A 25,687-nucleotide genomic window follows, 5' to 3' on the forward strand; every position below is an offset into this window, starting at 1 on the left:
CGAGGTCACGTCATGTCCGTGCACGATGAACTGACATCGGTCCAGCGCTGTCTCGACGACCTGTTCCGATCCCTTGGCCGCCTGGAGCAGCACTTCGGCGGCGACGGGCTGGAGATGCGCCGGGTCCGCGCCGACGCCGACCACCTGCGCGAAAGCGTCGCCCTGCTGCGTGACGCGGCCCCCGGGTTCGAACAGCCCCGGCGTCCCGAACTCGTCACCATCCCCGACACCCCGTACGACAGGACCCTGTGGACGGACTCGGACGACGAGGGACTCGGCGCCCGCGACCGCCACGCGCCCTGACCCGACCGCGAATGAGCCGAAGGGGCTCGCCCCGGAGGCGAACCGAGCCCTCACAAGGGTGTGAGCCCCGACAAGAAGGTGCGTCCCAAGTTGGCCACTGGAACGGAACCCCATCTGAACAGCGGCGGTGTACGCACCGGCACACGCGCCGCGATCGCCGCCCCGCACCTGCGGACCGACCGCTGGTGGCTGGCACCCGCCGCCACCGCGGCCGGGCTGCTCGCGTTCATCGTCTACTCGACGTGGCGGGCCTTCGCCGACGCGCACTACTACGCCTCGCCCTACGTCTCGCCCTTCTACTCGCCCTGTCTGGCGGAGCGGTGCGAACCCATGCCCGGCGGGCCCAACTGGGCGATCTTCGGCAGTTGGTGGGGCATCTCCCCCGCCATCATCATCCTGATCTTCCCGCTGGGCTTCCGCCTGACCTGCTACTACTACCGCAAGGCCTACTACCGCGGGTTCTGGGCGTCACCGCCGGCCTGCGCGGTCGCGGAGCCGCACAAGAAGTACACCGGCGAGACCCGTTTCCCGCTGATCCTGCAGAACATCCACCGGTACTTCTTCTACGCCGCGATCCTCGTCGCCGGGATCCTGACGTACGACACCGTGCTCGCCTTCCGCAACGAACACCACGAGTGGGGCCACATGGGCCTCGGCACCGTCGTGTTCCTCGTCAACATCGTGCTGATCTGGGCGTACACCGTCTCCTGCCACTCGTGCCGGCACATCGTCGGCGGCAGGCTCAAGCACTTCTCCAAGCATCCCGTGCGCTACCGGATGTGGACCTGGGTGGGGAAGCTCAACGCCCGGCACATGCAGCTCGCCTGGGCGTCGCTGGTGAGCGTGGCGCTCGCCGACTTCTACGTCTACCTGGTCGCGTCCGGCGCCTTCGACGATCCGCGATTCTTCTAGTGAGTGGGGCCTTGTGATGTCCGTGGTCGACCGGCAGGAGTGGGACGTCGTCGTGGTGGGCGCGGGCGGCGCCGGGCTGCGCGCCGCCATCGAGGCACGCGAGCGGGGCGCCCGTACGGCCGTGATCTGCAAGTCCCTGTTCGGCAAGGCGCACACGGTGATGGCCGAGGGCGGCATCGCGGCGGCGATGGGCAACGTCAACGAGCACGACAACTGGCAGGTCCACTTCCGCGACACCATGCGCGGCGGCAAGTTCCTCAACCAGTGGCGCATGGCCGAGCTGCACGCGCAGGAGGCCCCCGCCCGGGTGTGGGAGCTGGAGACGTGGGGCGCACTCTTCGACCGTACGAAGGACGGCCGGATCTCCCAGCGCAACTTCGGCGGGCACGAGTACCCGCGCCTGGCCCACGTCGGCGACCGCACCGGCCTGGAGCTGATCCGCACCCTCCAGCAGAAGATCGTGGCGCTCCAGCAGGAGGACCACCGGGAGACCGGCGACTACGAGTCCCGGCTGAAGGTGTACCAGGAGTGCACGGTCACCCGGATCCTCAAGGACGGCCGCCGCGTCTCGGGCGTCTTCGCGTACGACCGCGAGTCGGGACGGTTCTTCGTCCTCAGGGCCCCGTCGGTCGTGATCGCGACGGGCGGTATCGGCAAGTCCTTCAAGGTGACGTCGAACTCGTGGGAGTACACGGGTGACGGGCACGCGCTGGCGCTGCTCGCGGGCGCGCCCCTGCTGAACATGGAGTTCGTGCAGTTCCACCCGACGGGCATGGTCTGGCCGCCGTCCGTGAAGGGCATCCTCGTCACGGAGTCGGTGCGCGGCGACGGCGGTGTGCTGCGCAACTCCGAGGGCAAGCGGTTCATGTTCGACTACATCCCCGACGTCTTCAAGGACAAGTACGCCGAGTCGGAGGAGGAGGCCGACCGCTGGTACGACGACCCGGACCGCAACCGGCGGCCCCCGGAGCTGCTGCCCCGTGACGAGGTGGCGCGGGCGATCAACGCCGAGGTGAAGGCGGACCGCGGCTCCCCGCACGGCGGAGTCTTCCTGGACGTCTCGACCCGTATGCCCGCGGAGGTCATCCGCCGCCGGCTGCCCTCCATGTACCACCAGTTCAAGGAGCTCGCCGACGTCGACATCACCGCCGAGCCGATGGAGGTCGGCCCGACCTGCCACTACGTGATGGGCGGCATCGCGGTCGACTCGGACACGGCGGCGGCGCGGGGCGTGCCCGGCCTGTACGCGGCCGGCGAGGTCGCGGGCGGTATGCACGGCTCCAACCGGCTCGGCGGCAACTCACTCTCCGACCTGCTGGTGTTCGGGCGCCGGGCGGGCTGGCACGCGGCCGAGTACGCGGCCGGCCTTGCGGGCGCACGGCCACCGCTGGACGACGTCCAGGTCGACGAGGCGGCCGCGGAGGCGCTGCGCCCGTTCTCGGCCGAAGGACCGGTACCCGGCGAGGAGGAGGGACGGCCGCCGGAGAACCCGTACACCCTCCACCAGGAGCTCCAGCAGGCGATGAACGACCTGGTCGGCATCATCCGCCGCGAGTCCGAGATGGAGGAGGCCCTGAAGAAGCTCGCCGACCTGCGGGTACGGGCGCGGCGGGCCGGCGTCGAGGGGCACCGCCAGTACAACCCGGGCTGGCACCTCGCCCTGGACCTGCGGAACATGCTGCTGGTCAGCGAGTGCGTGGCACGGGCGGCCCTGGAGCGCACGGAGTCGCGCGGCGGCCACACCCGGGAGGACCACCCGGCGATGGACCGGGAGTGGCGCCACATCAACCTCCTGTGCGCGCTCACCGACCCGACGGGCGGGCTGGCGGCGACCGACCCGGTCCGCGGCCAGATCACCCTCACCCGTGAGACCACCGATCCCATCCGTCCCGACCTGCTCGCCCTCTTCGACAAGGAGGAGCTGGTCAAGTACCTCGCTGAAGAGGAGCTTTCGAGTGACCAGCTATGAGGCCCGCTTCAAGGTGTGGCGCGGGGACGCGGAAGGCGGCGGCCTGGAGGACTTCAAGGTCGAGGTGAACGACGGCGAGGTGGTCCTCGACATCATCCACCGCCTCCAGGCGACCCAGGCCCCCGACCTGGCCGTCCGCTGGAACTGCAAGGCGGGCAAGTGCGGTTCCTGTTCGGCGGAGATCAACGGGCGGCCGCGGCTGATGTGCATGACGCGGATGTCGGTGTTCGACCGGGAGGAGACGATCACGGTCACACCGCTGCGCGCCTTCCCGGTGGTCCGCGACCTGGTGACGGACGTCGGCTTCAACTACACCAAGGCGCGCGAGGTGCCGTCCTTCGTCCCTCCGGAGGGTGTCGGTCCGGGCGAGTACCGGATGATGCAGGAGGACGTGGACCGCTCGCAGGAGTTCCGCAAGTGCATCGAGTGCTTCCTGTGCCAGGACACGTGCCATGTGGTGCGCGACCACGAGGAGAACAAGCCGGCGTTCGCGGGCCCGCGCTTCCTCATGCGCGTCGCCGAACTGGACATGCACCCGCTCGACGCGGCCGCCGAGACGGGCCTGGACCGCAAGCGCGCGGCCCAGGACGAACACGGCCTCGGCTACTGCAACATCACCAAGTGCTGCACCGAGGTCTGCCCCGAGAACATCAAGATCACGGACAACGCACTGATCCCCCTGAAGGAACGCGCGGTGGACCGCAAGTACGACCCGCTGGTGTGGCTGGGGTCGAAGATCCGGAGGCGGGCGACGTAGGGCGGGCGTGAGTGGGGGTGCCTGCTGGCCGACAGTGCTGGTGACGGTGCGTTGCGGTGCCGGGCACGCCCGTGCTTTTAAGGGGCGCGGGGAACTGCGCGACCAGCCACAACGAACCCGCACCCGCCCACACACAGAACCCGGCAGACGGGACCCAATGGCCGTACCCCGGTGGGGCGGACCCCGGTAGCGAGTCCCCGTAAGGGGCCATACGCTCCCAAATGTGACGTCCACCGGGGACCTGGTCCCGCCGTTGGTCGCGCTGGGGACCGCGGCGGTGCTCGCCGCGTACTCGTTCGTACGGCGGACGCGGCGGGCCAGGACGCGTACGACTCCGGGCGGGGGCGAGCCCGTCGTGGCGTCGGCGGAACTCGACCGGCAGGCGCGGCGGTTCCTCGTCGAGGTCGACGACTGTGTGCGGACGAGCACCGAGGAGCTCGGGTTCGTCGTGGGGTGGCTGGGCGAGGAGGTCGCGCGGCCCTTCACTCAGGCGCTACAGGACGCGCGGGGCGAACTGACGGAGGCGTTCCGGCTGCGGCAGGGGCTCGACGACGCCGACCGGATCTCCGCCGGCGAGAGGCGGGAGGTCCTGGAGCAGGTCGTGGCGCGGTGCGGGGAAGCGGGGCGGCGGCTGGACGCTCAGGCGCCCGCGTTCGATCAGCTGCGGGCGCTGGAACGGGACCCGACCGGGGCGCTGGAGTTCGCGGAGGCACGCCTCCGGCAGCTGACCGGCCGGGCGCCGGGAGCGGAGGCGACCCTGGGCGAGCTGCGCGAGCGGTACGGCCCCGCCGCCTGCCTGCCCGTCGCGGGCCACGTCGAACAGGCCACCGACCGGCTGGGGTTCGCCACGGAGCAGCTGGACCGGGCCCGGCGGGCAGCGGGCCGGGGCGACCACGGGACGGCTGCGGTCCACCTGCGGGCGGCTGAGGGCGCCGTCCACCAGGCGGACATCTTCGTGACCGGTGTGGACCGGCTGGCCGCCGCGCTGGAAGCGGCCGAGGAGCGGCTGCCGGCGGTGCTCGCGGAACTGGAGTCGGCCCTCGTCGAGAGCGGTCACCCCCAGGACCGGGTCACCGCGGCGACCGTGGCGCACGTACGCAGGGAAGTCGCCGCCGGGCCGTACGACCCCCTCGACGCCCTGCGCCACCTCGCGGGGGCCGCTGCCGCGCCGGGGGGTTCGCTGCCCGGCCCGTACGCCGCCGACCTGCTCGACGGGGCTCTGCTGACGGCCCGGAGTGCGGTGACCGCGGCGATCGGCTTCGTCACGACGCATCGGGCGGCCGTGGGCAGCGAGGCACGCGTCCGGCTGGCGGAAGCGGAACGGCACTTCGCGCTGGCCCAGGAGAACTCCTCCTTCACCGAGGCCCGGCGCGCCGACCTCGTGGCTCATGAGGCCCAGCGACTGGCCCGGCGGGATGTGCGGGCGTACGGGAATCCGTACGGCGGCCCCTTCGGCGGCGGGCTCGCCGGGGCGCTGCTGGGCGGTGTCCTCCTCGGGGAGGCGCCCGGCGACCGGGGCGCGCCGCGGGGGCCCGCATGTTTCGGCGGGCCGGCGACCCGGGGGCGAAGGAGTACGCGCGGGCCGCTCTGAGCAGCCACCCCCGCCCAGGGAGGGCGGGCGTGGGCGGAACAGGCCTAGAACAGGCTGAGCAACGCCTCCGCCGGGTCCGTCAGGCCGGACTCGCCGTCCGGGAGCGGGAGTTCGAACCAGACCGTCTTGCCGCGCGGCGTCCGGCGCGAGCCCCAGGCCGCGGAGAGCAGGCCGACCAGCTGAAGACCCCTGCCGCCCTCGTCGGTGTCCCGCGCCCGGCGCCGGCGCGGCTGCACCAGGCCCGCGTCCCACACCTCGCACACCAGCGTCCGGTCCAGCAGCAGCCGCAACCGGATCTCGCCCTCGCCGTACCGCAGGGCGTTGGTGACGAGCTCGCTGACCAGCAGTTCGGTCGTGTCGACCAGCGGTTCGAGGTCCCACGCCTGGAGCTGTCCGCGCGCGTACTCGCGGGCGCGGCCCACGCTGCGGGGTTCGCGGGCCAGGGTCCAGTCGCCCACGGACTCGGCGGGGAGTCCCTGCACACGGGCCATCAGCAGGGCGATGTCGTCCTCGCCGTGGTGGGTGTCGAGGGTGTTGAGGACGTGGTCGCAGACGTCCTCCAGGGGCTGGGAGGGGTCGGTGAGGGCGCCGACGAACGCCTGGAGGCCCTCGTCCAGCGGATGGTCGCGGCTCTCGACCAGTCCGTCCGTGTAGAGCGCCAGCAGGGCGCCTTCGGGCAGTTCGACCTCCACCTCTTCGAACGGCTCACCGCCCACGCCGAGCGGCATGCCCGGCGGCACGTCCAGCATGAGCGCGCTCTCGCCGGGCTCGACCAGCACGGGTGGGAGGTGGCCGGCGTTGGCGAAGGTGCACCTTCTCGTCACCGAGTCGTACACCACGTACACGCAGGTCGCGAGGTACACCTCGGAGAGGTCCTTGTCGCGGGGCTGGCGGGCGGCCGTGCGCGAGGCCTGCTGGATGCCGCCCTGGGTGCCGAGGCCGCGGGCGATCTCGTCCAACGCCGAGAGGACCTCGGCGGGTTCGAGGTCGAGCAGGGCCAGGGTGCGGACGGCGGTGCGGAGTTCGCCCATCGCGACGGCCGCGCGCAGGCCCCGGCCCATGACGTCGCCGACGACCAGCGCGGTGCGGTGACCGGGGAGTTCTATGACGTCGAACCAGTCGCCGCCGACCTCGGTGGCCGCGTTGCCGGGCAGATAGCGGCAGGCGATGTCCAGTCCGGAGGCCACCGGGTCGCCCGGCGGGAGCAGGGACCGCTGCAGTATCAGCGCCCGTTCGTGCTCGCGGCGGTACAGGCGGGCGTTGTCGATGCAGACCGCGGCGCGCGAGGCCAGTTCCATGGCGAGGGCGCGGTCGCGTTCGCCGAACGGCTCGCTGCCCTTGGTGCGCGAGAACTGGACGAGCCCGACGACCGTGTCGTGCGCGACCATCGGGACGGCGAGAGTGGACTGTATGAGGCCGCCGTCCTCGGCGGGGATGTGCTGCGGTCGGGCCATGCGCAGGGCTTCCGCGCAGGGCGAGTTGAAGCGGTAGTGGTGGACCGCGCCGACGGCGACGGGGGCCGGGCCGCCCACGAAGGGCGTGTCGGAGACCGCGCTGGCGAAGGCCACCCGGCGCAGTTCGGCGCTGCCGTCGGCGCGTCCGGGCGTGGCCTCGTCGCCGACGAGGAGCCCCTGGTAGAGGTCGACGGTGGCGAGGTCGCAGAAGCCGGGGACGACGACGTCGAGGAGTTCGCGGGCGGTGGTCTCCAGGTCGAGGGAGTTGCCGATGCGGGCGCCGGCGTCGTTCAGGAGGGCGAGATTGCGCCGCGCGGCGGCGGCCTCGCGGGCGGCGGCGCGCCGGGCCGTGACGTCGGTTCCGAGCCAGGCGATGCCGATGGGCCGGCCGGTGCCGCTGTGTACGCGGTAGAGGTTGATGGACCAGTGGCAGCGCTCGTCGGAGCCCGGCACGAAGCCCGTGACGTTCATGTCCGTGATGGACTCGCCGGTCTCAAGGACCCGGCGCAGGGTCGCGGCGACGCGCTCGGCCTCCGGTGGCGCCAGGTAGTCGTGGACGTCGCGCCCGCGGTGGTCGTCGGGGGTGCCGCCGAAGATGGAGGCGATCCGCTCGTTGGCGCGCCGCACCCGCAGATCCGTGTCGAGCAGCAGGAAACCGAACGGAGTTTGGCCGAAAATCGACTGCGAAGCGGCGAGTTCGGTCTCGATCGCGCGCAGGGTGCGGACGTCCACCACGATGCACACGGCGGCCCGTTCGCCGTCCTCCGTGGTCGTGGGCATCACATAGACCTCGGCGAGCCCCTCGGTGCCCTCGGCGTCGGGCATCCGTATCGGGATGACTCCGGTCCACTCACGGCCGTCGAGGATCTCGGCCATCTTGCGCTGACCGCGTTCGCGCAGCTCGGGAGCCATGAAAGCGGCGATGGGGTCCATGCCGAGGGCCCGTTCGGCGGGGATGCCGAAGATCCGCTCGGCACGCAGGCTCCACTGGTCGACGAGACCGTCGGGGCCGATCGAGAACGAGGCGACCTTGACGTAGTCGTAGAGGGAGCCGGGCGGGTTGCTCTGCCACATGGAGTCGCCGGGCCCGTCGCTGAGCCCGTGGTCGGACATGCCCGCACCGAGGGCTTCGCCGGACCGGTCGGCCGACCGGTCCGCACCGCGGCCGTCACCGGCTCCCGCAGCGGACGCACCCTCACCCAGTCGGCCACCGACTCCCGCAAACGGGGCGCCCGCGCCGACACCTTCACCGGACCGCCCCACGGACTTGCCCACGCCGCGACCTTCGCCGGACCGCTCCACGGACTTGCCCACGCCGCGACCTTCCCCGGGCCGCCCCACGGACTTGCCCACGCCGCGACCTTCGCCCGGCCGGTCGCCGGCTGCCGCGCCCGCGCCCGCACTCGCGCCCGCGCCCTCGCCTGAGCGGTCGCCGGACCGCTGGTCCGGGAGGCCCGCGGCCGACGCCTCATGCCTGTCTCCGGCCGGCGCGCCGGTCATGCCGTTGCTCGGGGCGGCGGACACGCGTCGGGGTCCGCGGGCGGGCAGGCGGCCGCCCGCGCCACCGGCCGCGTCCCCAGTGGCCCCACCGGTCACGCTGCTCGTGCCCGCGCTTCTGCTGGGGGTTGTGCTGTGAGTGGTGCCGTGTGTGGTGCCGTGTGTGGTGCCGTCGGCAGTACGGGCCGTCGCGCGGCCCGTTGTGCGGCGTACGGCCGCGCGTGGCGTGCCGCCCGCAGCGGAACGGCTCGCGGCCTCAGCCCTCGCGCCGTCCGACGGGTCCTCCGACTCCGTCGCCTTCGCTGGTATCTCGCTCACGCGAACCGTCCCCTCCAGCTCACCGCGTCCGGCTTCGGTCACCGGGGGCGGCTGCCCGCAGTATCCAGCACTACGGCGCCGCACGACACGGTGTTCACGATCACAGCACGGTCCCGATGGCTTTCGGACCGGCCCGGCCATACTCCCAGTCTTCTAACCATGCGGCGCCGCCTCGAACCAAGGAGTCCGGGCGGCACCGCTGGTTTGAACCGCTCTACGACCGTGCGCCCCGGGGAGCCTCCCCTTGCGGAACGTGCGTCAGCAGGGCACGGCCAGCTCGAACCATACGGTTTTCCCGGCCGCTCCGGGCCGGGTGCCCCAGGCCCGGGAGGACGAGGCCACGAGCTGGAGACCCCGGCCGCCCTCGTCGTCGGGGTGTGGTGCGAGCGCGCGGGGCGGGTCCGGAAGGGAGTCGGAGACTTCGACGAGCAGGGCACCCAAGGGGGCGGTGGGGCGGACGAGGCGTACACCGATGGGTCCGGTGGCGTGTCGCAGCGCGTTGGTCACCAGCTCGCTCACCAGCAGGGCGGTCACATCGGCGAGGGAATCGAGGCCCCAGCCACGCAGCCGGTCCCTGACGGCGGCGCGGGCGGCCCGCACGGCACCGGGCTCGGCGGGGAAGGTCCACTCGGCGCAGTCGCCTTCGGTGTCGATCACGCCGATCACTTCCCGGGCCAGAAGCGGAGGGTGTCCGGTTTCTTGGGGTTAATGGGCCCATACCCGATATCGGTTACCCCTACCGCGCACAGGGGCGCACTGTGGCACGAACAGCGTAGGAGGCGCACACGCCATGAGCCTCATGCATCCCGCAACTCCCTGGAGCACATGCCCCGCCGGGGACAGAGGGACATACAGAGGGACAGGAGAGGGACATTCGGAGGGGGGTCTCGGGGCACAGCCCTCCGGGTTGGGGCGGTCTCTCGTGCGCGGAGCGTGTTGCCGGCGCACTCCGGAGGGTGCCGACGCACTCCGGATGTCGCTAGCGCACTCCGGAGCCGTCCCTCCCCCAGGCCAGCCGTGCCGTCTCCATGACCGCCGGGACGTCCTGGTCCAGCCAGTCGACGTCCCAGACCTCGTCGGGGGTCAGCCAGCGCAGCTCGTCATGGTCTTCAAGGGGTTGGGGGTCGCCGGAGAGGAGATGCGCGGTCCACACGTGCAGCACGTAGTCGGCCCTCAGGGGCCATTCACCGGGGACGCGCTCGGCCGGTTCCGCCTCCACGCCGAGTTCTTCGCGCAGTTCACGTACGAGGGCGTCCTGCGGGGTCTCGCCGGGCTCGACCTTGCCGCCGGGCAGCTCCCAGCGTCCGGCCAGTTCGGGCGGAGCGCTGCGGCGCGCGGCGAGCAGGCGTCCGCCGCTCAGCAGGGCGGCTCCCACCACCACGATCGGTTGGGTCATGCGCGGGAGCCTACGGGAGTGGGCCGGGACGCCGGACGGAGCCGGTCAGTTGCCCCCACTGTGGCCGTTCTGCCCGATGCGCTCGACCCAGTAGAGCTGTTTGTGTCCGCGGCTGTCGAGGCTGTCCGCGATCTTCTGCGCCTCGGCCCGGGTCGCGTACCTGCCCACGCGGTAGCGATTGCCGTTGTCGTCCTGTCGTATGACGAGCCACGGGAGAGTGATCGTGCCGTCGTTCATCGCGCCCCTCCACTTCCCGTTCTCGGCTCTCGCCGCGCCCCGCCCAAGGAAACCGCAATCCGCATATGCCCGAGCGTACGCCTTACCTTTACTCAGCGAATACGTAATTGCACAAAGAGGTACGCAACCAGCCATGGCGGAGGGGGAGCTTTCCGTCGAACGCGCCGTCGACCGCCCCACGCACGCCCCATTGCGCTCCTGCGAGCAGCGATCGAGCAGGCGGGAAGCGGCCACGGGGTGCGCCGGGCGCGCTGGACGGCGCCCACACGAGAACGGCCAGATTCGAACGGCTGGGGTTTTCCGGGTAGGGGCGGCAGGGCGGGAACATGCCTGGGCCGGCCACGGCCTACGACCCGCCCCCGTACGGGCGCCTACCTCACCGGCAAGTGATAAGCCACCCGGTAGCGATCCGCCGGCACCACCACATCCGCCGTTTCGACCGGTCGCCCGGACGCGAAGTACGTGCGCTGGATGACGAGGACGACATGCCCGGGCACACCACCGAGGGTGAGGAGTTCCTCGGCGAGGCCGGGCCGCGCACCGACCTCCTCCGTGACGTTGTCGACGATCACATCGATGGCCGCCATGCGCTCGACCACGCCCATCCCGCCGAGCGGCCCTTCCTCGGGCAGCATCACGGGCGTACGGCCGGTCACGGCCAGCGGCTCCCACGACGTGGAGAGCATCATCGGCTCCCCGGCGTCCCGGAACACGTACTTCGTGCACATCACACGGTCCCCGGGCTGAATGGCCAGCCGCTCGGCCACGGCACCACTCGCCTCGGCCTGCTCGCTCTTCGACTCCCACGTCCCCCGCGCGGCGGCATCGGCCTGCTCCTGCCGGAAGGGCGTGGCCCCGCTGGAGGGCCGGAACCCGGAACGCGCGACCCGCCGGGGCACGGGCAGCTCCCGCACATACGTCCCCGACCCGGAGCGGCCCTCGACGAGCCCCTCGGCCATCAGGACCTTGCGGGCCTCCAGCGCCACCGTGTCCGAAACGCCGTACTCCTCGCGGATGCGGGCCTGCGAGGGGAGTCGGGTGTGGGGCGGAAGCGAACCGTCGGCGATCTTCTTGCGGAGATCACCTGCGACGCGCAAGTACGCCGGCTGCTCACCGAAAGTCACTGGCCGCTCCCATCAGGTTGTACAGACAGCTACAGCGTAGCAACCCTGGGTTCAGCCATGCAAGCAAAGGCCTGAGAATCACTCGATGTGATGACAAGGCTCATGGGAAGGCTTTACGCAGGCATTTTCTCCCCAGCACGCCCGCCTTCACACCTCCTTGGCGCTCTCGCTCCCTCCGCCTGTGCCCCCGCCGCCCTCCTCACCGTACGAAGGCGGGGTCACCGCCAGACCCAGAGCCTTGCGGGCTGTAACCGCCGTGGTGCCGTCCACGAGTTCGTAGGCCTTGTCATAGTGCTCGTAGAAGACATCGGCGTCGGCCGCCCTCGCCGCCTTCTCCCACTGCTCCCGCGCCCGTTCCAGGGCGTCCGCGTGGGCGGCGACCGGCTGCTCGGCGTCGTCGGACCATCCGTGAGCGCGCAGCTTCGTCGCCTGCTCGTCCAGCGCCCCGGCGACCCGGGTGGCCCACTCCTTGTGGCCCGGCAGATCGTCCTCGACGTACTCGCCGGCGGGCGCGGTGTCGAGGGCGTCGTTGTACAGCACCTCGGCCAGGAGGTAGGCGAGTTGGTCGCCCGTCAGCACCGAGTCGTCCTTGCGCAGCGATCCCGTCAGCCCGGTGTTCTCGTCCGTGCTCCCGAACATGCACGTCACCTCGCGGTCGCCCGCGCTCCAACTCTGCCGGGTCGGGGTGAAGTAGTACACGTCGACGTACTCCGGGAGGGCCCAGGAGTCCATCGCGTACGCGTCGGCGAGGTCGTAGCACTTCTCGTCGGCGGTCTCGGTCAGCTCGTCGTCCCCCGGGTAATCGGCCCCCGGTATCTCGAAGTTGGCGAACACCTCCGCGTCGTGCTCACCGGCGCACGGCACCGTGTCGACGTCGTACGCGTAGCCCTCCAGGGAGCCGTTCGGCGCGTCGAAGCACTCGCCCTTCTCCACCGAGAAGGTGGTGCCGTTCTCGCGGGCGGCCTCCTCGAAGCCCTCCCAGAAGGCGCGCGCGCCGCCCGTGGCGAGAAAGACGGTCATCAGCAGGGCACCGATCGACGAGAGGACGATCCCCGAGACGGCCATCCCCTTGCCGCGTTCCCCCTTCTTCTTGATCTGCACCAGCCCGACGATCCCGAGTACCAGCCCGACGAGCGGCAGGAAACAGAGGATGCCGAGCACGAGCGCGGCGATCGCGAAGCCGTTGACGGGCGCGGGCCGGCTGTACGGGGAGTACCCCTGCCCCCAGGGCTGGTGGGGGTAGCCGTACGGCTGCCCGGGACCGACCCCGTACGGCTGCCCCGGACCCGGAGGCGGCGGGTACTGCCCCGGAGGCGGCGGGGTCCGACCCTGGGGCGGCGGGTACGGGCCCTGGGGCTCCTGGGGCTGCTGCGGCCCAGGGGGCGGGGGTATCGCCACGGCTACCGTGCCTCTCGTCCGGGTTTCAGGGAACTGACGTACGACTTGGCGCATGGTAAGCGGGGGCGGACGCGGCACGGGAGTTGCCTGTCACCTGGGCGGCCTGAGGCGGTTATACCTGAGGGACGTCAGAACCGCAGTGCCCAGGAGTCGATCCGCCCGGCATCCCGCACCCGGTTGTCGCTCACCCGGAGCTTCCACACGCCGTTGGCCGTCTCGGAGGACGCGTTCACCGTGTAGGTGGCGTCGATGGTGTCGGCACTGCCGCCGATGCCGTACCTCTTCAGGGTGTACGCCGTGCCGTCGGGGGCCACCAGTTGCACCCGGAGGTCGCCGACCTGCGTATGAACGATGCGGACCGGCACGCGCAGCGACGACGGGGCCTTCCCGGAAACACCCCTCACGGTGATCGATGACTCGACCGTCGCGTTGTCGGAGATCGTGACGTCACGGGTGTTCTCAAAGCGCGGGCCGGTCGGTGCTGACGTCCCGCCGCGGCCCACGTGGAGGAGGCGGTTGGGCGAACCCGCGCCGGGACTGGTGACGACGCCGGTGGTCGCGGAGTTGACGAGGGCCGTCTGGACGGCGGCGGGCGTGGCGGAGCGGTGGTCCGCCAGATGGAGCGCGGCGGCTCCGGCGACGTGCGGGGTCGCCATCGACGTCCCCGAGAGGGTGTTGGTCGCCGTGTCGCTGGTGCGCCAGAGCGAGGTGATGAAGGAGCCCGGGGCGAACAGGTCGAGGGCCGTGCCGTAGTTGGAGTAGCCGGCCCGGGCGTCGGAGTCGGTGGTGGCGCCGACGGTGATCGCTTCGGCGACGCGGGCGGGGGAAGTGGAGGAGGCGTTGGTCGCGTCGTTGCCGGCGGCGACCGCGTAGGTGACGCCGGAGGCGATGGAGTTGCGGACGGCCGCGTCCATCGCCGTGTCGGCGGGGCCGCCGAGGCTCATGGTGGCGACGGCCGGCTTGACGGCCTTGCCGGTCACCCAGTCGATACCCGCGACGACCTGCGCGGTCGTCCCCTCCCCTGAGTTGTTCAGGACCCGGACACCGACGATCTTCGCCTTCTTGGCGACACCGTAGGCCGTACCGGCGACGGTTCCGGCGACGTGCGTGCCGTGACCGTGGCCGTCCTGGGCCGTGTTGTCGTTGTCGACGGCGTCGTAGCCGTTGAAGGCACGGCCGCCGAAGTCGCGGTGCGTGATGCGGACACCGGTGTCGATGACGTAGGCGGTGACACCCGCTCCGGCGGTGTCGTCGTAGGTGTAGCTCCGGTCGAGCGGGAGCGCCGCCTGGTCGATGCGGTCCAGGCCCCAGGAAGGCGGGTCGGACTGGGTCGCGTCGATCGTGAACGTGCGGTTCTGGACGACGGAGTGAACGGCCGGGTCGGCGGCGAACCGTTTCGCCCTGGCCTCCGTGGCCCTGATCGCGTAGCCGTTGAGGGCCCGCGTGTAGGTGCGCTCGATGGTCGCGCCGTACGTCTTGGCGAGAGCCCTGCCCTGGTCGGAGCCGGCCTTGGCGAGGTCCTCCTTGAGGATCACGATGTAGCTGTCCTTGATGGCGCCCGACGCGCCCGCGTACTGGATCCGGCCTTCTGGTTCGGGGTCGGCGGCGCTCGCGGCAAGGGTCGGGACGAGAGCGAGAACGAGTGCCGCCGTGGTCGCACCGGCCAGTCTTCGCCGGGCCTGACGCATCGTTGCCATCTGGGGGGCCTTCCTCGGGTGGGACGGGAATGAACGGCCACTTTTGCATAAATGTGGTCATATCGTGCGCACCCGATGCGCCTGCCATCCCCCACTTATGACGCCTCGTCACTCAACGGCACAACTACGCTGCGGACATGACACCTCTGCCGGACTGTTACTGCCCTTCCGACGGCACGCGCGTCCGCGCGGGCTCGCTCGACTGGTGCTGCCCGTCCTGCCGCGGCCCGCTGGACCTGGACTTCGCTCCCACGCCCGCGCCGCTCACGTCGCTGGTCGGGCGAGTGAACTCGCTATGGCGGTACGCGGAGTGCCTGCCCCTGTCGGCGCCCTCGGTGTCCCTGGGTGAGGGCCGCACCCCGCTCGTGGAGTTGGGGGAGGGCGTCTCGGCCAAGCTGGACTTCCTGATGCCGACACTCTCCTTCAAGGACCGGGGCGCGGTACTGCTGGCCGAGCTGGCGCTGCGGCTGCGGCCCCGCCAGGTGCTCGCCGACAGCAGCGGCAACGCGGGTACGGCGATCGCGGCGTACTGCGCACGGGCCGCGCTGCCCTGCACGGTGTACGTCCCCGCCGGTACGTCGGCCAAGAAGCTGGAGCAGATCAGGGCGCACGGCGCGCGACTGCACGTGGTGGACGGGGACCGCGAGGCGACGGCGCGGGCGGCCCGGGAAGCGGCGGACGAGGAGGGCGTCTTCTACGCGTCGCACGTCTTCAACCCCTATTTCCTGCACGGCACGAAGACGTACGTCCACGAACTGTGGGAGGACCTAGGCGGCCGCCTCCCCGACGTGATCGTGGTCCCCGTCGGCAACGGCACGCTGCTGCTCGGCGCCTGGCTCGCGGTGGCGGAGTTGCACACAGCGGGGCTGATCAGGCAGCGGCCCGCCCTGTACGCCGTTCAGTCGGCCGCGGTCGCCCCGCTGGCGCACGCCTGGACCGAGGGCGCCGACGACCTGGTCGGCCGGACCCCGATGGCCCCCACCCTCGCCGAGGGCATCGCCATCCCGCACCCGCCGCGGGCCCGGCAGATCCTGCGGGCGGTCAAGGAGTCAGGGGGTGGATTCCTGACGGTGACGGAGGACCAGATCCGGTACGCGCAACGGGACCTGGCGTCGCGGGGACTCTACGTCGAGTCCACGGGGGTGGCCTGCTGGGCCGCCGTACGGGAGGGCGCACTCGGGGACCGTACGGCCGTGGTGCCGTTGTGCGGTGCGGGGGTGAAGTCGGGGTTGGCGGACGGCTGATCTCCCGCGCCTCGGCGACGCCATGACCGTGGGGGTGACCGGCTCCGACTCCGGCGGTCGGTCCCGATCCCGGCGATCGGCCCGGATCCCGGCCGCCCCCAGGGCTCAGTCGTCGAGGGCCGTCGCCCTGGCGCGCTGTTCCCAGGGGGCGATGTCCTCGCGTACCTGGTCGAGGTGGCCGAGGACCGCGCTCACACCGTCGCCCCCGAGCGGCAGCCTGAGCGGGGTCCGCTCGTCCTCCAGCGCGGCCAGGATGAGGGCCGCCGCCTTCGCCGGGTCCCCCGGCTGGGTGCCGTCGCCTCCGGCGACGAACCCCCGCGTCTCCCCCACCTTGTCGTACACACCGCTGTCCGCGCTCACCCCCGCCCGAGCGGTGTCGAACAGGGCGGTGCGGAAGGCACCCGGCTCGACGATCAGCACCTTGATGCCGAAGTCGCGCACCTCGTCCGCCAGCGCCTCCGACATGCCCTCCAGGGCGAACTTCGTTCCGCTGTACGCGGAGAAGCCCGCGAAGGACATCTGCCCGCCCATGCTGCTCATCTGCACGATCGCGCCCGAGCGCCGTTGCCGCATATACGGCAGCACGGCCCGCACCAGGGCGGCGGGGCCGAGGACGTGCAGGTCGAAGAGCGCGCGGAGCTCGGCATCGGTGGTCTCCTCGAAGGCACCCACGTGCGTGCGTCCCGCGTTGTTGACCAGGACGTCGATCCGCCCGTGCCGGGCCACGACGTCCCGTACGGCCGCCTCGGCCGCCGCCGTGTCGGTGACGTCCAGGGGCAGCGCCTCCATCCGGTCCGGGTGGGCGGCCACCAGGCCCGCCAGCGCGTCGGTGCGCCGCGCCGCGCCCACGACCACGTCACCGGCGGCGAGCGCCGCCTCACTGATCGCCCACCCGAACCCACTGCTCGCCCCCGTCACCAGCCACACCCTGTTCACGACCGCTCCTCGTCCGTCGGCTCCGGCCAGCGCCGAAAAAATTTACCCAAAGGGTATTGACTCCGGACATATACCGTGGAGAGTGGTTACTAGACCACAACACCGGAAGAGTCACAAAGCCGATAAGGACGTCTAGTCGGTGGAGTGACTTGGACAGGATGTGGTTTAGGCCCCCGGCAAGCCGGCGCGATACCGAGGCAACAGTGACGACTGGAGCCTCAGGACACGTGCAGCACTACCGGGGACTGTTTTTTGCCCTCGGAGCCTTCAGGCACCTCCCGCCGGGACAGGGTCTTCGAGCAGGTTCACAGCTTGGCGGGCCAGCAGGCGCTCCGCGTCCTCATAGCTCCAGCCGCAGTCGACGACCAGCGATCGCCATGCCGACAGCCCGAAGCAGAGCCACAGACGGTCCGCTGTGCCGTCCACGTCGAGATGCGGAGCCACCACACCGGTGGCGACCAGGTGCTGCGCGACTTCGCGAAGCGCTTGGCGGTACTGCGTGACGACGTAGTCCCATACCTCCCGCGCTTTGTCATCGCTCGCCATACAGGCGTAGAGCAGGTCGATGGACGAAGCGAAGCGTTCGGTGTTGCCGCGGGTTCCGTGTGCCAGGCATGCGACCGCGGAGGCGAGGTCCTCACATCGGACCACCTCGTCATAGAGCCCGGTGGTCCGCGAGTCCGCCACATCCGCGGCCAGGAGAGCATGCAGGAGCTCCGTCTTGGTGCCCACGCTCGCATAGAGCGTCTTGGTCGCGACGCCGGCCGAGCGAGCGACGTGCCCCATCGTCACCTGCGCATAGCCATGCGTGACGAAAAGATCGCGGGCGGCCTCCAAGATGTCCTGCCGAGTCCGGGCCGCGCCCTGCTCGCGCCGCGCTGACCGATACCTCCGAGTCCGTTCTGGCATACCTCCAGCCTACCCGTGACACCAGAGTGGCTGTATTCATTGCAGAGACTGTAACCTCAAAAACGGGTCGGGCACGCCGACAGGCCCGCCCGGAAGGCCACGCACTCCTCTACCCGAAGGGTTCCGCACCCCATGGCCATGAAAGCCGAGCGTGACGTGCAAGCCGTCGTGGAAACGCGACTCGCCCATGAGACACACAGACTGGCCACCGGGCTGCTCGTCGACGCCGGCGGCCGATCGTCCGTACCCTGCCAGGCGCTCGCGCAGTTGCGGGACTTCCTCGTGGTGAACCTGCGTCACCACCACGAGACCGAGGACGCATGGCTGTGGCCGCTCATCGTGGCAGCGGCACCGGACACGAAGCGCGCACTCGACGAACTGAGCGAAGAACACGAACGTCTGGACAGTGCGCTCGACCGCCTCACCGATATCGACCTCACCGGCGCGACAGACCATGACGGCGACAGCGAGAGCATGAGCGGTCACGACCGGCACGCGCTGCGCGAGGCGGCCGTCGCGGTGCGGGACTGCGTGCGTGACCACCTGACCCACGAGGAACCGATTCTGTTTCCCGCCCTGCGCCGGCACATCACGCCCGCGCAATGGGAGGAGTTCGCCCAACGAGTCATCGCCACCACCCCTCCGGTGGCCGGGCATTTGATGGTCGGGTTCCTCGATGAGGTGGGCACGCCTGCCGAGGTGGAGTCGATGCTCGTCACCATGCCGCCCCCGGTGAAGGCGATGCTGCCCGCCCTGCGCAGCCAAGCCGCCGCCGACCTGCGAGTCCTGCGAGGCAGCCGCTCATGACACGCACGCACCTTTCGTGGCCGGGCACGGCGTACGAGGCGATCAAGGGCGACCTGACCGTTGCGGCCGCCTACCTCACTCCGGCCGGAGGCGCGGTGGTCACCAGCGTCTCACCGGTAGGACTCGCTGACCGGGCGGCCAATGAGGTCAGCTTCACCACCTCGCTGGGCTTCCCGAAGAAACTGGAACGCATCCTGCACAACCCTCGCGTCTCTCTCGCCTATCACACGCGCGCACACGGATTCGCCGCCCACAGCCACTACGTCCTCGCCCAAGGCAGAGCATCGGTGGACCTTCAGCCTTCGGCACAGCGGCTGGCAGCGTTGATGCACGCCTCCGAGCCGTTCCTCGGGAGGACAAGGCACGGAAGAGTATGGGACTGGCTGCTCCGCGAGTACCACCAGGACCGCGTCTTCATCGATGTCGGCCTGGAACGCATCGTCACGTGGCCCGATCTCTCGGCGCACGGACCGGCAACCGTGACGGGCCCCTCCTGGCCGCAGCACCCCGCCGAACAGCGACCGCCGAAGAACGGCACAACCCCACGGGTACCCGTCTCCCAACTGGCCCGGCAGATCGCCGCCCTTCCCCATCGTCTGCTGGCCTACCAGGGCGCTGACGGCCACCCCGTCATCCTCCCCGTGACGGTCGCCGGACACGACGAGACCGGACTGCGCCTCACCGCACCGCCCGAACTCCTGGCCCCCGGCGGACGCCGAGCGGGTTTCCTCGCCCACGCGTTCCGACCGCAGTGCGTCGGTGTGAGCATGCGCACCGTCACCGGCTGGCTGACCGTCAAAGACGGAGAGACGGTGTACGCCCCCCACACATCGGCAGGCATGGCAGCACCGCCCAGCAAAACGGTCATGACCGTGGCCAACGGACTGCTGGCCAAACAGGGCCTGCGCCGCGCGCAGCGCAACGGCACCACCGCGCGCCTGCGTGACCTCGCAGCCCAGGGCCCGGCGCAAGGCTCCGAGCGGCACCCCGACGGCACGTGAGCCAGGGAGAACGCGCGGGCGACCGCGCGTACAGGCTGAATTCACAGCCTGGTTCCGCGGAATACCCCGGTCAGTTCTCCGTTCCCGCGGCCCAGAGCACGGAGTCGCCGGACTTGATCAGAACGTTTCCGTCGGCCTGGAACACGAGGACCGCTCCTGGGTTGCCATGGGTCCGCGAAGCCCACAGGGCCTGCCCGTCGCTGTTGTAGACGACCAGATTGCCGTCCGGCTGGAAGCGAGCGGAGTTGCCCTCACCTTTGGTTATCGAAGCCCAGCGCGGCTTGCCATCCTGGTCGTAGATCACCAGGTTGCCGTCCGCCTGCATGGCCAGAGTCCTGTCCCCGGCCGCCACGGACTCTCCGGCGGCCAGCTCGAACGTGGCCTGTACGACCTTGAGTGTCGCACTCTTCTCCTGCGGTTCCTGCGGTTCCTGCGGTTCCTGCGGCTTTTGTGGCTCCTGGGCCGAGGCAGACGGCGTCCCGCTCGCGGTCGCCGAGGCGGCCGAGTCCGACGGCCGTCCCTGCGCGGACGGGGAGGACTCGGCCGAGGAACGCTGCGTACCGAAGTGGACGGCGACCGCCACGGCCACCACGACCGCGACCGCGGCGATGCCCGTGGTCAGCAGCCACGCCGGCCGACGACGTCGGCCGGGGTCAGCCGGGGCGGCGAGTACGGGGTCGGGACTGATCAGGGTCGGTGACGCGTCCTGACCAGCGGGGGTCGTGACGGCGTGGTGGTCGAGGTCGACCACGGTGCGCGCCGCATGCTCGGCCTCGGTCAGTGTGTCGGTGAGAGCCACGGGGTATTCCTCGGGCCAGCGCCCGAGCCGGCCGCCGATCTCCGCCAGCCGTCCGCTCAGCTGGGCCGTGGTCGGGCGCACGGCGGGGTCCTTGGCCAGACACTCGGTGAGCAGCGGCACCAGTGACGGGGCGACGCCTGCGAGGTCGGGCTCCTCGTGGACCACTCGGTACAGCAGCGTGGCCGCGGGGATCTGTTCCCCCGCGCGCAAGAAGGGGCCGCGCCCGGTCGCGGCGTAGACCAGCAGGGCGGCCAGGGAGAAGACGTCCGCGGGCGCCGCGGCGACACCGCCGACGGCCTGGTCCGGTGCGAGAAATCCGGGGGAGCCCACGGGGACACCGACTCGGGTGTGCCTGCTGTCGTCGGCGGCCCGTGCGACACCGAAGTCGATCAGCCGTGGACGGTCGCGTGCCAGCAGGACGTTCCCGGGCTTGATGTCCCGGTGTGCGAGACCGGCGTCGTGCACGGCCTGCATGGCGCCGCACAGTTCGGCGGCGAGTGAGAGCAGTGCGGTATGCGGCAGCGGACCATGGGCCGTGACCCATTCCGCGAGCGACGGCGCGGGCACATACTCGGTGGCCAGCCACTGCGGGCGGCTGCCCGGGGCACTGTAGTCCACGACGGTCACTGTCCACGGCGAACGGACGCGGTCGCTGTTGCGTATCTCCCGGGCGAACCGCTCCTCGAAACCCGGCTCGGAGCTGAGATCGTCACGGATCGTCTTCAGCGCGAGCAGCCGACCCGAACCCGTACGGGACAGGAACACCTGCCCCATGCCGCCCTCACCGATCCGGCCGAGTAACGGATAGCCGCCTATGGACGTCGGGTCCGAAGGCTGAAGGTTATTCATGACGACTTTTCCCCGGAAGTGTGCAGGAGCGCTCGAATTACGGCGCTGAGCCTTTACTTGGTACTGGCGAGCAGAATGGTCCGCGCCCGCAAGTATGCCGGATGGATTCGTCCTTCGCTTTTCTTTCCGACTGATTGACACCGACAAGATGCCGACAAGATGCCGAGCCTGGCCGGGAATTCACGGAAAGCTTTCCTGTTCCTACCGCCAGTGCAAGCCCGGTCCCGGCGGACCGTGACGCGGCCACGAGAAAAGCTCTGGCGAATGCCAGAGCTTTCTCGACTTATGGCGTATAACTGCCCCGGGCCGCCGCGCCTAGACGTTGAAGCGGAACTCGACCACGTCCCCGTCCTGCATGACGTAGTCCTTGCCCTCCATACGGGCCTTTCCCTTGGCGCGGGCCTCGGCGACCGAGCCGGTAGCCACGAGGTCCTCGAAGGAGATGACCTCGGCCTTGATGAAGCCCTTCTGGAAGTCGGTGTGGATGACACCGGCGGCCTCGGGAGCGGTGGCGCCCTTCTTGATGGTCCAGGCGCGGGACTCCTTGGGGCCGGCCGTCAGGTAGGTCTGCAGGCCGAGGGTCCTGAAACCGACGTGGGCGAGGGTGGCGAGGCCCGGCTCCTCGGCGCCGACCGACTGGAGCAGCTCCAGCGCGTCCTCCTCGTCGAGCTCGGCGAGGTCCGCCTCCAGCTTGGCGTTGAGGAAGATCGCCTCGGCGGGGGCGACCAGGGCGCGCTGCTCGTTCTTGAAGTCCTCGTCGACCAGTTCGTCCTCGTCGACGTTGAAGACGTACAGGAACGGCTTGGTGGTCAGCAGGTGCAGGTCGTGGAGGAGCTCCGCGCGCTCGCTGCCCTGGACGATGCCGTGGGCGAACAGCGTGTCGCCGTTGTCCAGGATCTGCTTGGCCTCCTCGACGGCCTTCACCTTCGGGGCGATGTCCTTCTTGATCCGCGACTCCTTCGTCAGGCGCGGAAGGACCTTCTCGATGGTCTGGAGGTCGGCGAGGATCAGCTCGGTGTTGATCGTCTCGATGTCGTCCTTGGGCGAGACCTTGCCGTCGACGTGCACGACGTTCTCGTCCTTGAAGGCACGGATGACCTGGCAGATCGCGTCCGACTCACGGATGTTCGCCAGGAACTTGTTGCCGAGGCCCTCGCCCTCGCTGGCGCCGCGCACGATGCCCGCGATGTCGACGAAGTCGACGGTCGCCGGGAGGACCCGCTGGGAGCCGAAGATCTCGGCCAGCCTGGTCAGACGGGGGTCGGGGACGCCCACGACGCCGACGTTCGGCTCGATCGTGGCGAACGGGTAGTTGGCCGCCAGCACGTCGTTCTTGGTCAGGGCGTTGAACAGGGTCGACTTGCCGACGTTGGGCAGACCGACGATTCCGATCGTGAGCGACACGTTGCGACTTCCCGTACGTGAGGACTGAGCAGCTGACTTGTCGGGCCCGGGTCCTTGTGCGTTCAGGGTGGTGCGTCCTGGGTGCGCGGGCCGATCCACCAGTCTACGGCGTAGCCGCACCCCTCCCGGCGACCGTATCGAACGCTTGGCCAAGCTCTGCTCAACCGCGTGTCAGAGCGGCCGTTCAGCACATAAACCGACCTAAGTTGGTCCGGTGGAGCAACATCCGGTGGAGCAACACAGGACGCGTCCCCCCAGGCCCTGTCCGACGACAGGGCCTGGGCCCCGACCGCGCCGTGACACGCCCCTTCCCCCGCAGGCGGGCAGAGCGGGGTCCGCTCCGGGCCGGCCGGGCCGGCCGGGCAGGGCGGCGGAGTCGGGGTCGTCGGGCGCCCGGCGGCCGGCAGCAGCCGACGCCGCCCGCGTGCCGGGACGTGCTCGGGGCCTGCGGAGGCCGGTGCGCGGACCCGTGGTCCGAGCCGTACGGCGTTTGCCGAACCCCCGGCTCACCAGGCTCGGGGGCGGTCTGTTCTGTGGCGCGGCGATGGTGACCCTGGGCTGCCTCGACCGGCTGCTGCTCGGGGCCTCGATGACCGTGTACGGCGGGCTGTTTCTGCTGGTCAGCACGTTGACCGCGGTGTGGGTACGGCGGGGTGACCCGGTCACCCCGCCCGTCGTCGTGCCGATCGCCTTCGCGGCCGGGCTGCTTCCCCTCGCCGAGAGCGGCGACGGCCTCGCCGGGCGTCTGGCGGGCCTGGTCACCGCCCTCGCCACGCAGGCGGGCTGGCTGTACGGCGGCACGCTCGTCGCCGGTGCCATCGCGACCGGACGCAAGATCCGCCTGATGAAGCGCCGTGGATCCCTCCGCGGGTCTCTCCGCGGGTCTCTCCGCGGGTCTTTCCGCGGGTCTTTCCGCGGGACTCTCGGCAGGTCTCTCGGCGGCGGCCCGGTGCGCCTACGCCCCAGCCTCCAGCCGGGCACGGGACCGGACAGGCCGCACGGGCCGGACAGTCCGGACAGTCCGGCCTCTGACCCGCAACGCCGTCTGGCCCGGGACGCCGTCTGACAGGGGAAGCACCCTGGCAGGGGAAGCCCTCTGGCAGGGGAAGCCCCCGGCAGGGATGCCCCCTGAAAGGCGGCTACGCCTTCGCCGCCCGCATCGCCGCTCCCACGATCCCCGCGTTGTTCTGCAACTGCGCCGGAACGATCTCCGCCCTTATGCCCTCGATCAGCGGCAGGAACTTCTGGGCCTTGCGGCTCACTCCGCCACCGATGATGAAGAGCTCGGGCGAGAAGAGCATCTCGACATGGGCGAGGTACTTCGTGACGCGCCGGGCCCAGTGCTCCCAGCTCAGCTCGTGGTCGTCCTTGGCCTTGGTCGACGCGCGCTTCTCCGCCTCATGACCGCCCAGTTCCAGGTGGCCCAGCTCCGTGTTCGGCACGAGGACCCCGTCCACGAACACGGCGCTGCCGATGCCGGTGCCGAAGGTGAGCAGGATGACCGTGCCCCGGCGGTCCCGGCCCGCGCCGAACTCCACCTCGGCGACGCCCGCCGCGTCCGCGTCGTTGACCATCGTCACCGGCAGTCCGCCGAGGCGCTCGCCGAGCAGGACGCCGGCGTCGACATCGATCCAGGCCTTGTCGACGTTGGCCGCCGTACGGATCGTGGCGCCGCCGGTGACCACTCCGGGGAACGTGATGCCCACCGGGCCCCGCCACCCGAACTGGTCGACGACCTCCTTCACGCCGTCGGCCACCGCGTCGGGCGTGGCCGGGTGCGGGGTCAGCACCTTGAACCGCTCGTGCGCCAGGTCGCCCCGGTCCAGGTCCACGGGAGCACCCTTGATCCCGGATCCACCGATGTCCACGCCGAAGATCTGCATGGCCCTACGTTACGTCGTACGACGGACAGTGACGTACCCGCTCCGGGTCCACGGAGCGCAACCGCGCAGAACCCTCACTTCTCGGAGATGTCGTGGCCCGTGCGCTCCGCCACCAGGCTCGCCGCCTGGGCGCGCAGGTCCTTGCGCAGTTCCTTCGGCAGGGAGAAGGTGATCGACTCCTCGGCGGCCCTGACGAGTTCGACGTCCGCGAACCCGCGCTGCGCGAGCCACTCCAGGACCTGCTCGACGAGGATCTCGGGCACCGACGCGCCCGAGGTGACACCGACCGTGGAGACGCCCTCCAGCCAGGCCTCGTCGATCTCGTCGGCGAAGTCCACGAGGTACGCCTCGCGCGAGCCCGCGAGCTTGGCGACCTCGACGAGCCGCTTGGAGTTGGACGAGTTGCGCGAGCCGACGACGATCACCAGCTCCGCCTCCGCGCCCATCTGCTTCACGGCGAGCTGACGGTTCTGCGTGGCGTAGCAGATGTCGTCGCTCGGTGGCGAGACGAGCAGCGGGAACTTCTCCTTGAGCGCGCCGACCGTCTCCATGGTCTCGTCCACGGAGAGCGTGGTCTGGGAGAGCCACACGACCTTGGACGGGTCGCGGACCTCTACCTTGGCGACGTCCCCGGGGCCGTCGACGAGCGTGATGTGGTCCGGCGCCTCACCGGAGGTGCCGATGACCTCCTCGTGGCCCTCGTGCCCGATGAGGAGGATGTCGAAGTCGTCGTTGGCGTACCGGATGGCTTCCTTGTGGACCTTGGTGACCAGGGGGCAGGTCGCGTCGATGGTGGCGAGGCGGCCGCGCTCGGCCTCCTCGTGCACGGTCGGCGCGACGCCGTGGGCGGAGAACATGACGATGTTGCCCGGGGGGACCTCCTCCGTCTGCTCGACGAAGATCGCGCCCTTCTTCTCCAGGGTCTGCACGACGTACTTGTTGTGGACGATCTCGTGGCGCACATAGATCGGGGCCCCGTACTGCTCCAGGGCCTTCTCGACGGCGATCACCGCGCGGTCGACTCCCGCGCAGTAACCGCGGGGGGCGGCGAGGAGGACACGGCGGCCAGGCGAAGCAGTCATGCGCACCATCGTAAGGCCGCGCCGGGCGGGTCGAAGATCGCGGGCGGGGGCTCGGGCCGCCTGCGGCTGACCGGCTCGGCGCTCGGGGGCAACTGGAATGTCAGTCGCCCCCACTACTCT

Annotated in this window: 23 protein-coding genes; 10 read left to right on the top strand and 13 right to left on the bottom strand. The window is 70.6% G+C overall.

Annotated elements, in window-relative coordinates; all coding sequences use genetic code 11:
* Positions 1 to 12 precede the first annotated feature (12 nt).
* The 5 genes from IE262_RS10485 to IE262_RS10505 all read left to right on the top strand — a co-directional run bounded on the left by IE262_RS10485 (position 13) and on the right by IE262_RS10505 (position 5,532).
* Positions 13 to 303: an Rv0250c family protein gene (locus IE262_RS10485; protein ID WP_134029361.1), complete on the top strand. Its 291-nt coding sequence runs from the start codon at positions 13 to 15 to the stop codon at positions 301 to 303.
* Between the two features lie 90 nt (positions 304 to 393).
* A complete protein-coding gene (gene sdhC, locus IE262_RS10490; RefSeq protein WP_189873056.1) occupies positions 394 to 1,215 on the top strand; it encodes a succinate dehydrogenase subunit SdhC in 822 nt (273 codons plus the stop codon).
* 16 nt (positions 1,216 to 1,231) lie between these two features.
* A complete protein-coding gene (locus IE262_RS10495; protein ID WP_189873058.1) occupies positions 1,232 to 3,184 on the top strand; it encodes a fumarate reductase/succinate dehydrogenase flavoprotein subunit in 1,953 nt (650 codons plus the stop codon).
* A complete protein-coding gene (locus tag IE262_RS10500) occupies positions 3,171 to 3,941 on the top strand; it encodes a succinate dehydrogenase/fumarate reductase iron-sulfur subunit (protein ID WP_189873060.1) in 771 nt (256 codons plus the stop codon). Before IE262_RS10495 ends, IE262_RS10500 begins: the two co-directional genes overlap by 14 nt.
* A gap of 223 nt (positions 3,942 to 4,164) precedes the next feature.
* Positions 4,165 to 5,532: a hypothetical protein gene (locus IE262_RS10505; RefSeq protein ID WP_189873062.1), complete on the top strand. Its 1,368-nt coding sequence runs from the start codon at positions 4,165 to 4,167 to the stop codon at positions 5,530 to 5,532.
* Positions 5,533 to 5,576: 44 nt separating this feature from the next.
* Here IE262_RS10505 and IE262_RS10510 read toward each other — a convergent pair whose 3' ends face one another.
* On the bottom strand, positions 5,577 to 8,099 hold the full coding sequence (locus IE262_RS10510) for a SpoIIE family protein phosphatase (protein WP_189873064.1): 2,523 nt from the start codon (positions 8,097 to 8,099) through the stop codon (positions 5,577 to 5,579).
* Here IE262_RS10510 and IE262_RS10515 point away from each other — a divergent pair.
* On the top strand, positions 8,088 to 8,411 hold the full coding sequence (locus IE262_RS10515; protein ID WP_189873066.1) for a hypothetical protein: 324 nt from the start codon (positions 8,088 to 8,090) through the stop codon (positions 8,409 to 8,411). The genes IE262_RS10510 and IE262_RS10515 overlap by 12 nt on opposite strands.
* A gap of 648 nt (positions 8,412 to 9,059) precedes the next feature.
* On the opposite strand, the gene IE262_RS10520 is transcribed toward IE262_RS10515, so the two are convergent.
* The 6 genes from IE262_RS10520 to IE262_RS10545 form a co-directional block, all read right to left on the bottom strand.
* Complete coding sequence (locus IE262_RS10520) at positions 9,060 to 9,467, bottom strand: ATP-binding protein (protein ID WP_134029347.1); 408 nt, start codon at positions 9,465 to 9,467, stop codon at positions 9,060 to 9,062.
* A 313-nt stretch (positions 9,468 to 9,780) separates the two neighbouring features.
* Positions 9,781 to 10,197, bottom strand: a complete 417-nt coding sequence (locus IE262_RS10525; protein WP_134029345.1) for a (deoxy)nucleoside triphosphate pyrophosphohydrolase — start codon at positions 10,195 to 10,197, stop codon at positions 9,781 to 9,783.
* A 45-nt stretch (positions 10,198 to 10,242) separates the two neighbouring features.
* Positions 10,243 to 10,434 carry an SPOR domain-containing protein gene (locus IE262_RS10530; RefSeq protein WP_134029343.1) on the bottom strand — a complete coding sequence of 64 codons (192 nt, stop codon included), beginning with the start codon at positions 10,432 to 10,434 and terminating at the stop codon, positions 10,243 to 10,245.
* 371 nt (positions 10,435 to 10,805) lie between these two features.
* Complete coding sequence (locus IE262_RS10535; protein ID WP_134029341.1) at positions 10,806 to 11,558, bottom strand: GntR family transcriptional regulator; 753 nt, start codon at positions 11,556 to 11,558, stop codon at positions 10,806 to 10,808.
* Between the two features lie 147 nt (positions 11,559 to 11,705).
* Entirely contained in the window at positions 11,706 to 12,956 is a 1,251-nt protein-coding gene (locus IE262_RS10540; RefSeq protein ID WP_189873068.1) for a DUF4190 domain-containing protein, read from the bottom strand.
* Between the two features lie 128 nt (positions 12,957 to 13,084).
* Positions 13,085 to 14,653 (bottom strand): S8 family peptidase, encoded by a 1,569-nt coding sequence (locus IE262_RS10545; protein ID WP_189873070.1) that lies wholly within the window; start codon positions 14,651 to 14,653, stop codon positions 13,085 to 13,087.
* Between the two features lie 137 nt (positions 14,654 to 14,790).
* Here IE262_RS10545 and IE262_RS10550 point away from each other — a divergent pair, with 137 nt between their 5' ends.
* On the top strand, positions 14,791 to 15,897 hold the full coding sequence (locus tag IE262_RS10550; protein ID WP_189873072.1) for a threonine synthase: 1,107 nt from the start codon (positions 14,791 to 14,793) through the stop codon (positions 15,895 to 15,897).
* 105 nt (positions 15,898 to 16,002) lie between these two features.
* Here IE262_RS10550 and IE262_RS10555 read toward each other — a convergent pair whose 3' ends face one another.
* Positions 16,003 to 16,833: an SDR family NAD(P)-dependent oxidoreductase gene (locus IE262_RS10555; RefSeq protein ID WP_189873074.1), complete on the bottom strand. Its 831-nt coding sequence runs from the start codon at positions 16,831 to 16,833 to the stop codon at positions 16,003 to 16,005.
* A gap of 267 nt (positions 16,834 to 17,100) precedes the next feature.
* Positions 17,101 to 17,670: a TetR/AcrR family transcriptional regulator gene (locus IE262_RS10560; protein WP_166681533.1), complete on the bottom strand. Its 570-nt coding sequence runs from the start codon at positions 17,668 to 17,670 to the stop codon at positions 17,101 to 17,103.
* Between the two features lie 204 nt (positions 17,671 to 17,874).
* Between IE262_RS10560 and IE262_RS10565 the strand changes: the two genes are divergently transcribed.
* Positions 17,875 to 18,549 carry a hemerythrin domain-containing protein gene (locus tag IE262_RS10565; RefSeq protein ID WP_189873076.1) on the top strand — a complete coding sequence of 225 codons (675 nt, stop codon included), beginning with the start codon at positions 17,875 to 17,877 and terminating at the stop codon, positions 18,547 to 18,549.
* The gene (locus tag IE262_RS10570; protein WP_189873078.1) at positions 18,546 to 19,550 is read left to right on the top strand and encodes a hypothetical protein; all 1,005 of its coding nucleotides are present in this window, start codon (positions 18,546 to 18,548) and stop codon (positions 19,548 to 19,550) included. Before IE262_RS10565 ends, IE262_RS10570 begins: the two co-directional genes overlap by 4 nt.
* 70 nt (positions 19,551 to 19,620) lie before the next feature.
* On the opposite strand, the gene IE262_RS10575 is transcribed toward IE262_RS10570, so the two are convergent.
* Positions 19,621 to 21,198 carry a protein kinase domain-containing protein gene (locus tag IE262_RS10575; protein ID WP_189873080.1) on the bottom strand — a complete coding sequence of 526 codons (1,578 nt, stop codon included), beginning with the start codon at positions 21,196 to 21,198 and terminating at the stop codon, positions 19,621 to 19,623.
* 315 nt (positions 21,199 to 21,513) lie between these two features.
* Positions 21,514 to 22,602, bottom strand: a complete 1,089-nt coding sequence (gene ychF / locus IE262_RS10580; RefSeq protein ID WP_134029325.1) for a redox-regulated ATPase YchF — start codon at positions 22,600 to 22,602, stop codon at positions 21,514 to 21,516.
* Between the two features lie 457 nt (positions 22,603 to 23,059).
* Between ychF and IE262_RS10585 the strand changes: the two genes are divergently transcribed.
* Positions 23,060 to 23,668, top strand: a complete 609-nt coding sequence (locus IE262_RS10585; protein WP_308432732.1) for a DUF6542 domain-containing protein — start codon at positions 23,060 to 23,062, stop codon at positions 23,666 to 23,668.
* Between the two features lie 73 nt (positions 23,669 to 23,741).
* On the opposite strand, the gene ppgK is transcribed toward IE262_RS10585, so the two are convergent.
* The gene (gene ppgK / locus IE262_RS10590; RefSeq protein WP_134029323.1) at positions 23,742 to 24,485 is read right to left on the bottom strand and encodes a polyphosphate--glucose phosphotransferase; all 744 of its coding nucleotides are present in this window, start codon (positions 24,483 to 24,485) and stop codon (positions 23,742 to 23,744) included.
* 74 nt (positions 24,486 to 24,559) lie between these two features.
* Positions 24,560 to 25,576 (bottom strand): 4-hydroxy-3-methylbut-2-enyl diphosphate reductase, encoded by a 1,017-nt coding sequence (locus IE262_RS10595; RefSeq protein WP_189873082.1) that lies wholly within the window; start codon positions 25,574 to 25,576, stop codon positions 24,560 to 24,562.
* Positions 25,577 to 25,687: the final 111 nt, after the last annotated feature.

The sequence above is a fragment of the Streptomyces bluensis genome (genome assembly GCF_014650715.1).
Classification (GTDB): domain Bacteria; phylum Actinomycetota; class Actinomycetes; order Streptomycetales; family Streptomycetaceae; genus Streptomyces; species Streptomyces bluensis.

What these genes read in the sequence shown, in the direction of transcription:
- IE262_RS10495 (WP_189873058.1), top strand. Translation starts at nt 1,232, where the DNA reads ATGTCCGTGGTCGACCGGCAGGAGTGGGACGTCGTCGTGGTGGGCGCG.
- IE262_RS10485 (WP_134029361.1), top strand. Translation starts at nt 13, where the DNA reads ATGTCCGTGCACGATGAACTGACATCGGTCCAGCGCTGTCTCGACGAC.
- IE262_RS10550 (WP_189873072.1), top strand. Translation starts at nt 14,791, where the DNA reads ATGACACCTCTGCCGGACTGTTACTGCCCTTCCGACGGCACGCGCGTC.
- IE262_RS10545 (WP_189873070.1), bottom strand. Translation starts at nt 14,653, where the DNA reads ATGGCAACGATGCGTCAGGCCCGGCGAAGACTGGCCGGTGCGACCACG.
- IE262_RS10575 (WP_189873080.1), bottom strand. Translation starts at nt 21,198, where the DNA reads ATGAATAACCTTCAGCCTTCGGACCCGACGTCCATAGGCGGCTATCCG.
- IE262_RS10530 (WP_134029343.1), bottom strand. Translation starts at nt 10,434, where the DNA reads ATGAACGACGGCACGATCACTCTCCCGTGGCTCGTCATACGACAGGAC.
- IE262_RS10510 (WP_189873064.1), bottom strand. Translation starts at nt 8,099, where the DNA reads ATGTCCGACCACGGGCTCAGCGACGGGCCCGGCGACTCCATGTGGCAG.
- IE262_RS10565 (WP_189873076.1), top strand. Translation starts at nt 17,875, where the DNA reads ATGGCCATGAAAGCCGAGCGTGACGTGCAAGCCGTCGTGGAAACGCGA.
- IE262_RS10570 (WP_189873078.1), top strand. Translation starts at nt 18,546, where the DNA reads ATGACACGCACGCACCTTTCGTGGCCGGGCACGGCGTACGAGGCGATC.
- IE262_RS10525 (WP_134029345.1), bottom strand. Translation starts at nt 10,197, where the DNA reads ATGACCCAACCGATCGTGGTGGTGGGAGCCGCCCTGCTGAGCGGCGGA.
- ppgK (WP_134029323.1), bottom strand. Translation starts at nt 24,485, where the DNA reads ATGCAGATCTTCGGCGTGGACATCGGTGGATCCGGGATCAAGGGTGCT.
- IE262_RS10595 (WP_189873082.1), bottom strand. Translation starts at nt 25,576, where the DNA reads ATGGTGCGCATGACTGCTTCGCCTGGCCGCCGTGTCCTCCTCGCCGCC.